15 protein-coding genes are annotated in these 13,239 nt (G+C 46.6%); 7 read left to right on the top strand and 8 right to left on the bottom strand.

Translation table 11 applies throughout. The annotated features are described in order from the left end of the window. Nucleotides 1-74: 74 nt before the first annotated feature. The 3 genes from L865_RS0106490 to L865_RS0106480 form a co-directional block, all read right to left on the bottom strand. The gene (locus tag L865_RS0106490) at nt 75-2,015 is read right to left on the bottom strand and encodes a TRAP transporter permease (protein ID WP_051484483.1); all 1,941 of its coding nucleotides are present in this window, start codon (nt 2,013-2,015) and stop codon (nt 75-77) included. Nucleotides 2,016-2,116: 101 nt separating this feature from the next. After that, nucleotides 2,117-3,043, bottom strand: a complete 927-nt coding sequence (locus L865_RS0106485; RefSeq protein ID WP_028772488.1) for a TAXI family TRAP transporter solute-binding subunit — start codon at nt 3,041-3,043, stop codon at nt 2,117-2,119. A 211-nt stretch (nt 3,044-3,254) separates the two neighbouring features. Further along, on the bottom strand, nt 3,255-3,803 hold the full coding sequence (locus L865_RS0106480; protein ID WP_245608402.1) for a GNAT family N-acetyltransferase: 549 nt from the start codon (nt 3,801-3,803) through the stop codon (nt 3,255-3,257). 229 nt (nt 3,804-4,032) lie between these two features. On the opposite strand from L865_RS0106480, the gene L865_RS0106475 reads away from it, so the two are divergent. Both L865_RS0106475 and L865_RS0106470 read left to right on the top strand, forming a co-directional pair. Continuing rightward, entirely contained in the window at nt 4,033-5,148 is a 1,116-nt protein-coding gene (locus L865_RS0106475) for a membrane dipeptidase (protein ID WP_051484491.1), read from the top strand. Between the two features lie 35 nt (nt 5,149-5,183). Beyond that, entirely contained in the window at nt 5,184-5,543 is a 360-nt protein-coding gene (locus L865_RS0106470) for a RidA family protein (protein WP_245608401.1), read from the top strand. 182 nt (nt 5,544-5,725) lie between these two features. Here the strand turns inward: L865_RS0106470 and L865_RS0106465 are convergent, their stop codons facing one another. Continuing rightward, nucleotides 5,726-7,201 carry a lytic polysaccharide monooxygenase gene (locus tag L865_RS0106465; RefSeq protein WP_157577477.1) on the bottom strand — a complete coding sequence of 492 codons (1,476 nt, stop codon included), beginning with the start codon at nt 7,199-7,201 and terminating at the stop codon, nt 5,726-5,728. Nucleotides 7,202-7,642: 441 nt separating this feature from the next. Between L865_RS0106465 and L865_RS0106460 the strand changes: the two genes are divergently transcribed. The 5 genes from L865_RS0106460 to L865_RS0106440 all read left to right on the top strand — a co-directional run bounded on the left by L865_RS0106460 (nt 7,643) and on the right by L865_RS0106440 (nt 10,991). Next, a complete protein-coding gene (locus tag L865_RS0106460; protein ID WP_028772483.1) occupies nt 7,643-8,113 on the top strand; it encodes a GNAT family N-acetyltransferase in 471 nt (156 codons plus the stop codon). A 40-nt stretch (nt 8,114-8,153) separates the two neighbouring features. After that, on the top strand, nt 8,154-8,759 hold the full coding sequence (locus L865_RS0106455) for a DUF998 domain-containing protein (RefSeq protein WP_028772482.1): 606 nt from the start codon (nt 8,154-8,156) through the stop codon (nt 8,757-8,759). A gap of 92 nt (nt 8,760-8,851) precedes the next feature. Then, entirely contained in the window at nt 8,852-9,289 is a 438-nt protein-coding gene (locus L865_RS0106450; protein WP_028772481.1) for a hypothetical protein, read from the top strand. A gap of 63 nt (nt 9,290-9,352) precedes the next feature. Next, nucleotides 9,353-9,949 (top strand): hypothetical protein, encoded by a 597-nt coding sequence (locus L865_RS0106445; protein WP_028772480.1) that lies wholly within the window; start codon nt 9,353-9,355, stop codon nt 9,947-9,949. Between the two features lie 34 nt (nt 9,950-9,983). After that, nucleotides 9,984-10,991: a hypothetical protein gene (locus tag L865_RS0106440; RefSeq protein ID WP_028772479.1), complete on the top strand. Its 1,008-nt coding sequence runs from the start codon at nt 9,984-9,986 to the stop codon at nt 10,989-10,991. A gap of 81 nt (nt 10,992-11,072) precedes the next feature. Here the strand turns inward: L865_RS0106440 and elbB are convergent, their stop codons facing one another. The 4 genes from elbB to L865_RS0106420 all read right to left on the bottom strand — a co-directional run bounded on the left by elbB (nt 11,073) and on the right by L865_RS0106420 (nt 13,220). Next, nucleotides 11,073-11,723, bottom strand: a complete 651-nt coding sequence (gene elbB / locus L865_RS0106435) for an isoprenoid biosynthesis glyoxalase ElbB (RefSeq protein WP_028772478.1) — start codon at nt 11,721-11,723, stop codon at nt 11,073-11,075. A gap of 96 nt (nt 11,724-11,819) precedes the next feature. Continuing rightward, nucleotides 11,820-12,398 (bottom strand): dienelactone hydrolase family protein, encoded by a 579-nt coding sequence (locus L865_RS0106430; protein WP_028772477.1) that lies wholly within the window; start codon nt 12,396-12,398, stop codon nt 11,820-11,822. Between the two features lie 71 nt (nt 12,399-12,469). Further along, nucleotides 12,470-12,607: a hypothetical protein gene (locus L865_RS25425; protein WP_157577475.1), complete on the bottom strand. Its 138-nt coding sequence runs from the start codon at nt 12,605-12,607 to the stop codon at nt 12,470-12,472. 235 nt (nt 12,608-12,842) lie between these two features. Continuing rightward, entirely contained in the window at nt 12,843-13,220 is a 378-nt protein-coding gene (locus L865_RS0106420; protein WP_028772476.1) for a PH domain-containing protein, read from the bottom strand. Between the last annotated feature and the right edge of the window lie 19 nt (nt 13,221-13,239).

Here is a 13,239-nt window from a genome sequence, read left to right as displayed (position 1 = left end):
GTGAATTACCGGCAGAGTTCAAAAATAAAGGGAGCCAATGCTCCCTTTTGCATCATCGATGAGAATATTGGCTGTTAGGGCTGAGACTGTACCTTCGCTTGCGGCGCACGGCGCCATTGCAAAAATACCAAAACCACAATGATACCAATTGCCACCATGCCGAGGTTCAGCGGGTTAAGCAGAATAAACGGCACCGTCACAATTGCGATGATGCGCTCCCACTTAGATAACGCCTGCATCAAGAACCCTTCAATAGCGATAGCAATGGCCAAAATTATCGCCGCGGTTTGTACGATGGCAAACACAAACTCCAGCGTACTTGCTTGCGGGTTGAGCAGATCGGTATAGGCCATCATAATCGGGATAATGAACAGCCCACCTGCGAGCTTAAAGGCTTCTACCGAAGACTTCATTGGGTTGGCATTTGCCACACCAGCCCCGGCAAAGGCGGCCAGTGCAATTGGGGGAGTGACATTTGATGTCTGCGACAACCAAAACACGATGAGATGTGCCGTCAACAATGGCAAACCAAAATCACCCAACATCGGAACCGCCATCACCGCCAGTACGATATAGGCAGCCGTAACTGGTAATCCCATCCCCAGTACCAAGGCAACAATACTGATTAAGCCCAGCGCCACTAACATATAGCCGCCAGAAAACTCCATCACAAACTGGGTAAATTGCAGACCAATCCCCGTTTGGCCAACCACTCCAACAATAATCCCTGCGGCGCCGCAGGCAACCGATATTGGCAACGCCAGTAAGGCACCATTTTTCATGCCTGCAATGAATTTTTTCAGCCCTATACGACTATGTCGACGTAAGCCGGCGGTCACAATAATCGCCGCACAACCCGCAACCCCCACTAACAGTGGCGAGTAGGCCATCATTAGCAGCACGGTTATCATCACCAAAGGAATAAGGTGATGGGCACCTTGCTTCATTACTTGCCACACCGCTTCTGTTCGGCTCACCGCTTGTAAATTCAATTTACAGGCCATCAGATGGACATACAGCAGCGTACAGAAAAAATACAAAATGGCGGGTGCGATGGACGCCAGCATGATTTCGCTATAGGGCACGCCGGTAAACTGCGCCATCACAAAAGCCCCAGCGCCCATAATTGGCGGCATGATCTGCCCCCCTGTAGACGCGGCAGCTTCAATACCCGCAGCTTGCTGCGGTTTGTAGCCCAATTTTTTCATCATGGGAATGGTGACAGAGCCCGTGGTGACCGTATTGGCAATGGCAGACCCTGAGATAGATCCTAACCCGGCTGATGCTAATACCGCCGCCTTTGCGGGGCCACCGCGATATCGACCTGCAATGGAAAATGCCAAATCAATAAAAAACTTACCGGCACCTGTGACTTCAAGAAAAGCGCCAAATAACACAAAAATAAATACTGTGGTTGCTGCAATGCCTAAGGCTGAGCCAAAAACACCATTAGCCGAATAAATCTGGAATTGAATCAGCTCTTGTAAGCTGTATGCCTTGGTCGCAATTGCGCTGGGTAACATATCGCCAAACGCGCTGTAAGCGAGAAATAAGCCAGCAATCAAGACCATCACCCAGCCAACAGTGCGTCGACATCCTTCAAGCAGCAAGGCCAGCAACGCGCAGCCTGCCACGAGATCTTCGATCCCTAAGCCATACAGCAGATGGTCAATATCGTTATAGTCAAATATCGACATGCGATAACCCGCATAAACCGTGACCGCACATAAGGCTAAATCGACTAATCTGCCGGGTATGTACAGTACACTTTGACGAGTTTTAATTAGCGGGTAATGCAGAAATATCAGCACCAACACCCAGCATAAATGCACCGGACGAAAATACGTTGCCGAGATAGTAGAAGTGATCCCCTGCCAGATCTGAAATGCGCTAAGAGACACTGCAATCACTAATATCAGATAACCAAAGGTGTTAATAAGTTTATCTTGTTGCTGCAGTGCTGGCGGCTCATTCTGGGGAGGATTGAGTACAGGTTCTTCATGACGTGTTGTCATATCTTGTCCTCAATAGTCATTTACAACATGGGCGCCAGCACATGAACAACACGGCTGCCGCCACAAATAGATTAGGCCGTGTTTAACACGGCCTAATGGAGTTACTTAGCAATAGAATCTAAATACTTTTGCGCGCCAGGATGCAGAGGCACTCCGGCTAAACGTGAGGCATTTTCTGGTGTGGTGGCATCGGCCACTTTAACCACTTTACGTACCTCATCCATATTTTCATAGGCGGCTTTAGTGAGGTTATACGCCATGTCATCATCCATTTTGGCGCTAACAACTAATACATTCCACACACTCAATGTCGAGACTTCATCAACATTGTTATACACATCGGCTGGAATATTGTAGCTGCTATATGCTGGGTATTGCTTGATAAAAGCGGCCGATTCTGCGGCACTAATATCAATAATATTAATCTTGTGAGTCAATGCTACCTGAGTGACAGCACCAACACCTTGGCCACCCACAATGAAACCAGCATCAATCTGACCGTTAGCCAGCGCATTAGTAGTTTCCGCATAATTAAGATAAACCGCGTCGATATCTTTTTTAACATCGATACCAATAGAAGCCAGTAACGCTGCTGCAGTAACAGCCGTGCCACTTGCCGGTGCCCCCAAGGAGATACGTTTGCCTTTAAGCTGTGATAGCGAGGTAATGCCTGACTTTTCTAAGGTCAAAGCATGCACTAAGTTCGGATAGAGCGCGAACAAGGTTTTCACGGGCATTTCGCTGCGAAATTTGCCTTCACCTTTGTAGGCATCCAGCACGACATTGCCCATGGCGATGCCAGCAATCATGTCGCCACGTACCACTTTAATGGTGTTTTCTACCGAGGCTGCGGTCACTTCTGCTTTTACATTAACGTCTGCAACATTATCGGACCACACTTTGGCTAACGCACCACCAAAAGGATAGTAAATACCACTTTGTCCACCGGTACCAATAGAGTAATTTTCAGCTTGTACTTGCAGTGATAATACCGCTAACAATGCGATCGAACATAGCTTACGAATCATAACAGGCTCCTGATATTGATTAAGTAAACAGTATTAAGGACCACCAATTTGACACTATTTTTATGCTGGTAATCACGTCCATCTAATACCGACAACTTACTAAAAGTGCTCCGATATTTACCTATGCAGACGGGGTTGTCAAGCGCACAAAAAATCACAATTTTTGAATGGAATCGCTATTATTGGCGCGCATTGCAGTTAAACATGCAGCTTAAACGAGTCGCGACATCAAGGTGTGATCCAGTGATTGACCGTCAATGCGGAACATATCCGTTAACTCGCCACATAACTTAAAGCCCATCGACAGGTACAGATTCCTCGCCGCTTGATTGTGGCTCAGTACCCACAAATCAATACGCTCAACAATGCTGTCACCAAAATTAAGTTGCGAAGCTAAATCGCTAAACAGATGATCAATCAAACGCTTACCAAGCCCTTGTTGGCGCGCACTGGCATCCACCCCTATTCCCATTAATGCACGGTGCTCGGTATAGGGCTCATCGGTGGCGCGAATATCGATATGGCCTAAAACTTGACCGTTATCCATGGCAATCCACAACTGGCGCCAACCAGCTTGGTCGCGTTCTCTGACAATGCCTTCAGCGAAACGAATACGCATATCATCACTCAATTGGCTTTTTGAGCGAGATAAGGGCTGAAAAAGAGGAGTATTATTGGCGCCATTTTCCTCAAGCTGCTTAGCTAAATATTGGAAAAAAAGCGGTAGATCTGCAGCCGTTGCCTGACGAATTTCAATCACAAAACTATCCCTGAATGTGTTAATACGCCAGTTAAAATACTTACTTTATATTTAAATATCAACAAATTATAATCAAACAATATTCAAGATATTGCATTAGATACTTTGTTCTACTTTTAGCTTGTTTACTGGTAGCATTTATTGCAAACACTCATAATAGGAGCATAGTGTGCTTAAAACTTCAGCAACTGCCTCAGCAATAGTTTCACGACGACGGATACTGCAAGCCATGGCAGCCGGAGTTTTACTGACACAAACCCCATTAGCCTATAGCCTCAACAGCCCTAAAAAACGGGTTTACATTGACGGCTTATCTTTCTTACCTGACGATCTCGCCGACTTAGCCGCATCTAAACTTGATGCTTACTTGTGCGACATTTCAGCCATAGAAGCCATCAAAAAGCCCGATGGCACCACCAACTATAAACGGACTTACAAAGCCTGCATGGACAGCATCACTGCTGCGCTAGCCCGAGTAAACCAAAATCCACAACAGCTATTATTAGGGCGCTCTGGCAGCGATATAAACAAAGCGATCGACAGCCAACGCACCGCGGTATTTTTCCAAATCCAAGGCGCCGACTGTGTTGAGCAAAGCATCACTTCTGGGCTGGATCAAGTCGATGAGTTTTATCATAAAGGGTTACGCGCGTTACAATTAACCCACCACTACGGCAATTTATTTGCTGGCGGTGCACTAGATAATAATGGTAAACAAGGCCTCAACTTGCCTCTAACTACCGCGGGTGAACAGCTGATTGCTAAACTTAATAGCCGCAACATTCTCATTGATGTCAGTCACTCCAGTCCTCAATCTGCCCTAGACACCGCAAAGCTGTCAAAAGCCCCGATAGTACAAAGCCATGGCGCGGTGCGATCGATTGTAAACCATGCACGCTGCACCCCTGACGATGTGCTTAAAGCCATCGCGGGTACGGGTGGATTATTCGGGGTGTTCATGATGACTTTTTGGTTGACCCAAGATAACCCACCGACAACTGATCACTATCTAGCTCACCTAAAACATGTCGCCAATGTCGCTGGCATCGATGCGGTGGCCATTGCCAATGATTATCCACTACGAGGCCACAAAGAGTTACAGGCACTGGATAATGACAATACGCAAGGCGTTAAACAGTACCTAGATTGGTGGCACAGTTTACGCGCACGTGGCGTATTAGGTTTTGATGTTGAACCGCAACACGTAGTGGTGCCAGAGCTTAATCATATTAACCGCATGCAGCGTATTGATGATGCCTTGGCCGGCGCTGGGTTTAGCGGCCTAGAACGAGACAAAATCATGGGCGGTAACTGGCAAAGGGTGCTAACAGCAGTACTGGGATAAGCGCAAATAGATACGCAATTAAAACAGGGAATACAATGGTGATTGAACGTCAACGCGGCAGATATATCGGCCGCAATAAGTCTACGGCCTATCAGGATTTGGTTTGGACAGTCGCAACAGCGGCGGATACACAGTTGAATATCGCTGAGCAAACCCAGCAGACCTTAGCCACCATAGAGCAAAACTTAGCTGAGCTGGGTAGCGATAAAACCCGCATAGTCTCGGCGCAGGTTTACATTAGTGATATGAAAAACAAACCCGTTATGGATCAGCTCTGGTGTGATTGGCTGGGAGACGACCCGCAACATTGGCCACAACGGGCGTGTGTCGGTGTGGCACTAGAGGGCGATGTGCTCATTGAAATCACTGTCACCGCAGTGCGAGAGCAGCATTAAGATAACAAGGCGCAAGCGCTTATATTAAAACCCTTGCGCCTAGATTTAGCCTCTATTACTCGCCCGTTTAGCCAAGTCGCAATCCGTGAGTCAATAGATTAAGTTGTTAGCATAAACGTCTAAAATAAGCTCATAGAATCAGCATCTTAAGTTACTCTCTAGGCCAACAGATTTTATCACTACTAACGCCACACTCCCCACTCACCGGTAGTACCAGGTTGCTCACCTTGAGTCCACCACTGTGCAGTCCAACTACGACCAGCAAAAGTCACTATATCGCCCTGAACATACACTTTGTCAGCCAACCAGTTTCCATCACTTGGTATCTCATCATCGCCAGATTTCACCGTGAAGCTGTAAACCGCACTATCACTGCCTTGGACATTGGCCACAGTAAGCTGGAAGGATAACTGATGGTCTTGACCGCCCGATAAAGCGTCCGTATCAATGATTAATTCATCGTAGCGCCCTTGATCAGTATTAACAGCTGGGCCACTCAATTGTTGCCAAACCACTTGGTCATAGTCACCAGTAGTGTTTAACGGGTTGAGCACCACCACCGTGCCGTGCTGCACTTCCGCCAGTTGAATCTCTTGCAATGTTTGTGGGGTAATGACAGCAGTTAAGCCCGGATTGACCTCGTCAGCAACAATACTAAACACTCCAGATGCTCGTTCATCTTTGGCATTAAAATAGTTGGCGTAGAGGTTATCTCTGAAATACATATAGTGGTTCATTTCAGCATGCCAATCACCAATAAACACATTGCCATTGTGATTAGACTCATAATAACCACTGATCTTAGCCGCTAACAAACGGTCCCAATCTAGCTGGTTATCTTCGGTAATTTCTAGGCTAAAGCTAGTGTGAATATCACCGTATCGATTGAGCACATCATACTTAACAGACTCGCCAATTTGCGGTGTCTGTAACGAGACGTCATTGGGTATAAACTGTTCACCTTTATGTAGATACGGCTCATCAGGGTCGACTGGCGGTAACTCGTCACCACTAATGTTTATGTCACTACAGTTGTAGAAGCCTTCTCCCACTGGATCGATACGCTGCCAACGGGTGTATAGTATTGCCTCACCACTGCGCTCAGCAGGAATCGTAACCCTCATGCGATACTTCTTGTCGGCGCCGACTTCAATATTGCCATACTCTTGGATCAGCTCGAGATCATCCCAGCTGAGCGCCTTTGACACATCGACACCTGGCTTAGTGAGATAAATCTCCCAATATGACGGATTATGCGGCGCCGTGGCGTTGAACACGAGCTCAAAAGTGCCCGGCGCTACCTCTGTGCGGGTCCAGTCGCCATGCTCAACACCTAATCCTCGCTTTTGTGGGTCATTGGCATAGCAAAGGCTGCCATCGGGAATTGCTGCTCTGACTTTTTGCGCATCAAGATAATCCGGCGCCTGAATGTTAATCGCAACCTCATTACGCTGCACAAACTGATAAGTGCCTGACACTTCTAGCGCAGCCTTACATGCTGCATTAGGCGGATTACCAGTCCATATGCCGCCCTGTTCATAGCAGATAGATTGGCGTGCCTGGGGAAATTCTACCCAACCGTGGGCAATTGCGGTTGTTGGCACAGAAAAATACAGCGCAGTAGCGATTGTCGACACCGAAAAAATTGACTTTTTCACAGCAAACAACTCCTTTTGAAAAATTGTTATTTATTAATAAATTTAGATAGTTCCGCTATTGAACTGGCAGCGATTATCACGACATAACTGAGCTAATTCAACTGGCAATATCTTGACGTATGCAAACAGTCAAATAGCCAACTTTGAGATCGAAAAACTGCGTGATAAAACACTAAGCACAACAAATTGGCAGTGAAAAAAAGCAATCGATACCGACATCTGCAGCACAAAATAAATCGATTAAAATACACCGCTTTAAACGAGTGAATTAATTTGGCACCCAATGAGAAAAGTAGTGCTTTTGACGATCACAACCGCTAACGTCAATCTTGTTACTCACACAAGTTAAATGAATGTAAAATATGAAATAATCCTGATAGATTTCAATTGACTGCCATGATATAAATTAGCCTATTCTAAGTAATCAAGGATGAGTAGCACATGGTGATAAGAAAAGCCCTGGCTGCTGATATCAGCGCTATATGTCAACTACGCAAGCGGGCAATATTAGCCCAATGTAGCGACTTCTATTCATCTGAGCAGCTAGCGATTTGGACCGAAGGTGAAGTCTCTGAGGCCATAAAACAGGACATTATTAACGCATTTTACGTGGCAGAGCTTAACCAACAGGTGGTTGGTTGTGGCATGCTGACCGTAGATACGACCATGATTGACGCTATTTTTGTTGACCCTGACTACTTTGGCCAAGGGATCGCTACCCAGATGCTGGCTTTTTTAGAACAACAGGCCAAGCAACAAGGTTTATCTCAGCTGATGTTAGAGTCCACGCTCAACGCCGCTGCTTTTTATCGTAGCTGCGGTTTTGTTGGAGACAAAATTGCGACTTACCAGTCGCCAAGAGGCATCAGCTTAGATTGTATTCCCATGCAAAAATCACTCAGCCATAAATGAGTTAACTAGACATAAATCAATTCACGCAAGGACAGCAGCGTTGTTACATACTCTCAGTGTTTATTCAGGGATCATTGCCAGCATTTGGATCGTGCTGGGTGTCTATATTGCTGCTAGGTATTACCCTGGCTATAGCCACCAACGGCAATTTTGCAGTGAACTGGGCGCCGTTGGCAGCCCTACTCAAAAGCTATCACCACGGATCAATAATTACCCATTAGGCTTGTTATTTTTGCTGTGTGGCTGGCATGTCATCTCTATTGATAACGCCCATATCTCACTGCACGTGGCCGGTTACCTGATTGGATTGCATGGCATAGGGACATGGGTGGCAGGCTACTTCCCTATGGATGCCGACCCTTATACTAAAACGCCCAGTCGCCATTGCAAGATCCACTCTTGGGCAGGTTTTATCATGTTACTGTCGCTACTCATCGCGCCAATTTGTGTCGCCCTGGGGCCAACATCTTTAATTACCCCCATCTCTATACGACTGATATCGGTAGCTGCAGTGCTTATCACTGTCTACTACCTATATAAGATGGTTATCGCCGTGCGACAACAAACCAACCCGGGGCTGCAACAGCGGCTATCCTATGGTGTGCAGCTGCTGTGGCTCTGTATGCTGTCGCTGAGTATCGCCTAACAGCAGCGTGGTGATAAGTATGATCACCACAACCAACATGTTAGCTTAAGGCAATAGCCAAGCTACCGCTGCAAAAAGCACAAGGAGGCAAGTTGAAGCATCCGCAGATGACATTAGCGCAATACGTTAAAAAGCGAAATGGCGTTGCCCTTGGCGCTGCAGGCTCACTGAGCAATATGCTCCACAACTCCCTAGGGGCAGCCTCGTTTGCACAATTTTGGCTCTACTGGAATCCCATATGGGGCTATTATTTGGCCCGCTTTATCATGCAGCCTTGCAGGCAAGTGATGCCCGGCGCGTTAGCCATCATCGCCACTTTTACCGTCAGCGGCGCGCTGCATGATTTAGCAATTTCACTGCTAAAAGCGCAATTTGTTTGGCCCTTAACCCCTTGGTTTTCACTAATGGGTCTAGGCGTAGTTGCCACCAAAGTGTTCAACATCACCTACGGCAATCAACCCTGGCTACTAAGAGCATTCTTCAATGCAAGTTGGGTATTGGGCTGTTATGCCATAGTGAAACTACTTTAACATCAACACCTCACTTGGGCTTAGCAACGGGCAACTGTTGCCACTGATTAGGAGTACATTGGGTTGTCTTTAAATTTTCACCCTATTGATGAGCTAGCACCTGCTAACATTGTCATGACTCGCTTTGATAACTTAGCAAAAGGTTGCCGCGAGAACGCAGACATCATCGCCCTATCGCCCCAAGCTCTGGATGGTTGTGATCTATTGATTGTCACCGGTGCTAATATGACGCAAGCGCAAGAAATCTTAATGCGCTGCCGGATAAATCTTTGCCCGGTGCTATTTATTGCCAACCCGAGCAATGATGACCACATTGCTAGAACGGTAGCCAGCAACATTAAAGCCAAGTTGGTGAGTAAGACAATGCCCGACAATCTTGATGTGGCTGATTTACGATTATTTAGTGACCCTAGTGCGCACCTTTTTGCCTTTAGCTCACTGGACAGTGCCGTCGATTTTTTACGAGCGAACTCAAGGGCTAACATCAGCGCTGCATTGCTTTTAGCCCATGGACAAATCGATGTGAATCAATATCAGCAAGCAAACGAGCAAATCGCCGCCGAGCTGCCGAGTCATTGCAGCTTTTACTCTAGTGTGCACGCAGCAGGCGAAGGTGAATGCAGCGTATTGTTTTGCGTCACCAGCCAGCAGTCAATCTGAATCCAATACAAGGCCTTAGGCCAAGGAGAAACCATTGAAAAGTATTGCTCAGTACAAACCCTACGCCCCCTTAGCAGTGATGTTATTGCTGGCATTCAGTTGGGCATTCAATTTTCATGTTCCATCACCGCTCAATGATGCAGGCCTCGCACAATTAGAGTGGTTATATCTATTGGATATTCTGCTGGTGCTGCCCGCCATCTGCTTTTGGGCTATCGGCGATAAACGCACTGCCACCCTCAAGGCATTGGCCTATATCGCACTCATGCTGTTGATAGGGAGCCTGATAATTCCCACCGAACAACAGGTGCTAATTAGTCAATTATCTCCCTTGCGCTATGTGGTGTTAGCAGTAATATTGGCCATTGAGCTATTTAGCATTGCACTGGTGATTTTGGCTGTCAAAAGCGCGTTAAACGCAGCTAGCGACCCTGATGACGCCTTAGCAGATGCCATTGCCAAACTGACCCATTATCAACCGCTAGCCACACTGCTGAGCTTTGACTTACGCCTATGGAGCTACCTGCTGTGCCACGATAGTATCCAGCCTCAATACTATCGTGGACAGCAGCATTTTAGTTATCACAATAAAGACGGTTGCCGCGATAACACATTGGGGTTCATCGTAATTATTGCCTTTGAACTCCCTCTTATGCACCTATTGCTGCACTTCTTATGGTCACCCCTCGCCGCCAATATCATTAGCGGTCTCACCTTGCTAATCTTGCTGTTTTTCATTGCTGAGTACCGCGCTTTAGCCAAACGGCCTATTAGCATCGATAATCAGCAACTCATCATTCGCTATGGCTTATACCCAAGCTTAAGCATTGATATCGCCAATATTGCCAGTATCACACCTAACAGCCAATTTATCCCTCGTAGCAAACATGCAAAGCGCTATAACCTATCTGGCACGCCTAACCTCGCTATTGAGCTTAAGCAACCCATTGGCGATACCCGCCAAGTCTATCTCGGCATCGATCAGCCCGAGCGGTTAATTCACGCCATTGCTTGCCAGCAGGCTAATGGTGCTCAAAACTAAATAGCCTGAGGTAATGGCAATCAAATACAAAAAAACCGCCACAAATATGTGGCGGTTTTGTGGTCGAGCTAGTTTGATGGATTAGGTCATCGCGAGTACTTGATTAACTAACTTACTGATACCGGCATCGGCTTCAACAATTGAACTCGCCAACATATAGGCCGGTGTGCTGACCACCCGGTGGTTTTGGTCAATCACAATCTCATCCACAGGGCAGTCTTGGTGATCGCCACCTATCATATCAATCGCGGCGGCGGTTTCGGCGTCATTGCCTATGGTTGCTTTCACTCCCTTACCATAAACCAAAGGCAGCATCGCCGGAGCAATGCACATATAGCCAGCAGGCTTTTTCGCCTCAGCAAAAGCTTGGCAAGAGGCTAATACCTCGGCTTGCACACTGGCTTGGGCGCCATTGACCGCAAAATCTGACAAATTTTTAGCGGCACCAAAGCCACCGGGTAAAATCAACGCATCAAATTCATTACAGTTAAGTTCACCCAACGCCTTAATGTCGCCTCGCGCTATACGCGCTGATTCGACTAACACATTGCGATTGGGGCTCATCTCTTCACCGGTTAGATGGTTCAATGTGTGCATTTGCTCAATGTCGGGCGCGAAGCACTGATAGCTTGCGCCAGCTTTAGCAATATGCAGCAAGGTTAGTACCGATTCAGTGATCTCTGCACCATCAAATACGCCACAACCAGATAAAATAACAGCCACTTTTTTCATCTTAATTCACCTTCAATTCGAGTCGATATGCTTAACACGGTTTGCCCTGTTGCTAGCATCATAATCATTATTACTACAGCGCTCTAGTGCGAACGGTCACATGCGAGTCATTGAGTCGCTTAAACGGCCTACCTGCTTGGTTAAATATTGAAGTGCATCGGCGCAGCCTCTAGGATGAAAATTGACGGACAACGGATTGATAAAGCCATGCAGATACTGACATTGCACAGCATTGACCTTAGCCGTAGTAGCCAACTGCGTGACAAGTTCACCGACATCAAAACTGGGTTCTGTTCGCGGAAACACCAACTGCAGTTCAAACTGTGGTTGTAGTTCAATTTGATGACGAATTTGCGAACCATAGTAACCAAACCCCGCCACAACGTGTTTGATAGCGCTCATGGCTGAGACTTGCCACAGTGCGGCAGCACCGACACTAAAACCTATGACCACCGTGGGGCTTTCATCAGCTTGAATAACCTGCGCTAAATGGCCAGCATAAGCATTGATACCGACATTGTTGATAAAATATTGATAGGCACTATGCTCATCCGCAAAAGACTGATACTTGCCCTGATAGGGGTCGACAAGATGATAAGCAAAGGGAAATGATTCAAGACAACGACTGAACTCTGGAGTTTTGCCAAAAATATCCGTGGCAATGACAATGCGCAAGCTACCTCCTTAATCTTAGCGAACATGAACTAATACCAATCAGTATAAACATTTAGTCACTCAGCGAGAATTTAGCGGTTCTGAGGTAAGGCAACGAGTGAAGAGCATAGTTGTTCTACGGTTAAGCTCGTTAACACAGCTTCAGAATCGCTATAACTCGCCATTGTGGCGCGTTTTAGGCTGCCTGCTTCTGCGTTGAATAATTTCACAAGGGAACAACCATTGTTTCAATCATTCGCCTTGAATTAGTTTGCCCAAAGCGCGCTGAGTAGATCAAATTCTTATACTGATTGGTATAACTTAAACGATACGCTATCGCTTAACCGTCGCGAGGTTTAATCAATATCCTTCAACGTCACCTTGGTAACGTGCATCAACGCTCAGGCAACGATAACTCAAGCTATCAAAAGCAAACAGCCCGAGCTGATACTCGGGCTGTTTAAATTACTTCAGTGAATAGTTGGCAATGGTTTTTTGAATACCCACCACATCAGTGCCTTTCTTCAACTCTTTGACTAAAGGATCTTTTTGTCCAGATATCCAGATTTTTAGCTCCGAGTCCATATCGAAGGTACCCGCGGTTTCCACTTCAAAGTGGGTGATCGACTTGTATGGCACTGAATGATAACTGACTTTTTTACCCGTCACGCCTTGCTTATCTATCAGGATAAGTCGTTTGTTGGTAAACACAAACATGTCCCTAATGACTTTATAAGCCAGTGATAAACTCTCACCGTCAGCCATAATAGGTGCTAACTCTGCGGCTAACTCCTCTAAGTTTACTTCGGAGGCATTGCCCATCAGCGAGTCGAGTAGTCCCATGATCGATTCCTTAATCCTT

The organism is Shewanella waksmanii ATCC BAA-643 (assembly GCF_000518805.1).
Lineage (GTDB): Bacteria > Pseudomonadota > Gammaproteobacteria > Enterobacterales > Shewanellaceae > Shewanella > Shewanella waksmanii.
Note: the sequence above shows the minus strand (reverse complement) of the source record. Positions and strands in the feature narration are given on the sequence as shown.

Coding starts and splice junctions, on each gene's coding strand:
- L865_RS0106490 (WP_051484483.1), bottom strand. CDS start 2,015: ATGACAACACGTCATGAAGAACCTGTACTCAATCCTCCCCAGAATGAG.
- L865_RS0106485 (WP_028772488.1), bottom strand. CDS start 3,043: ATGATTCGTAAGCTATGTTCGATCGCATTGTTAGCGGTATTATCACTG.
- L865_RS0106475 (WP_051484491.1), top strand. CDS start 4,033: ATGGCAGCCGGAGTTTTACTGACACAAACCCCATTAGCCTATAGCCTC.
- L865_RS0106470 (WP_245608401.1), top strand. CDS start 5,184: ATGGTGATTGAACGTCAACGCGGCAGATATATCGGCCGCAATAAGTCT.
- L865_RS0106460 (WP_028772483.1), top strand. CDS start 7,643: ATGGTGATAAGAAAAGCCCTGGCTGCTGATATCAGCGCTATATGTCAA.
- elbB (WP_028772478.1), bottom strand. CDS start 11,723: ATGAAAAAAGTGGCTGTTATTTTATCTGGTTGTGGCGTATTTGATGGT.
- L865_RS0106420 (WP_028772476.1), bottom strand. CDS start 13,220: ATGGGACTACTCGACTCGCTGATGGGCAATGCCTCCGAAGTAAACTTA.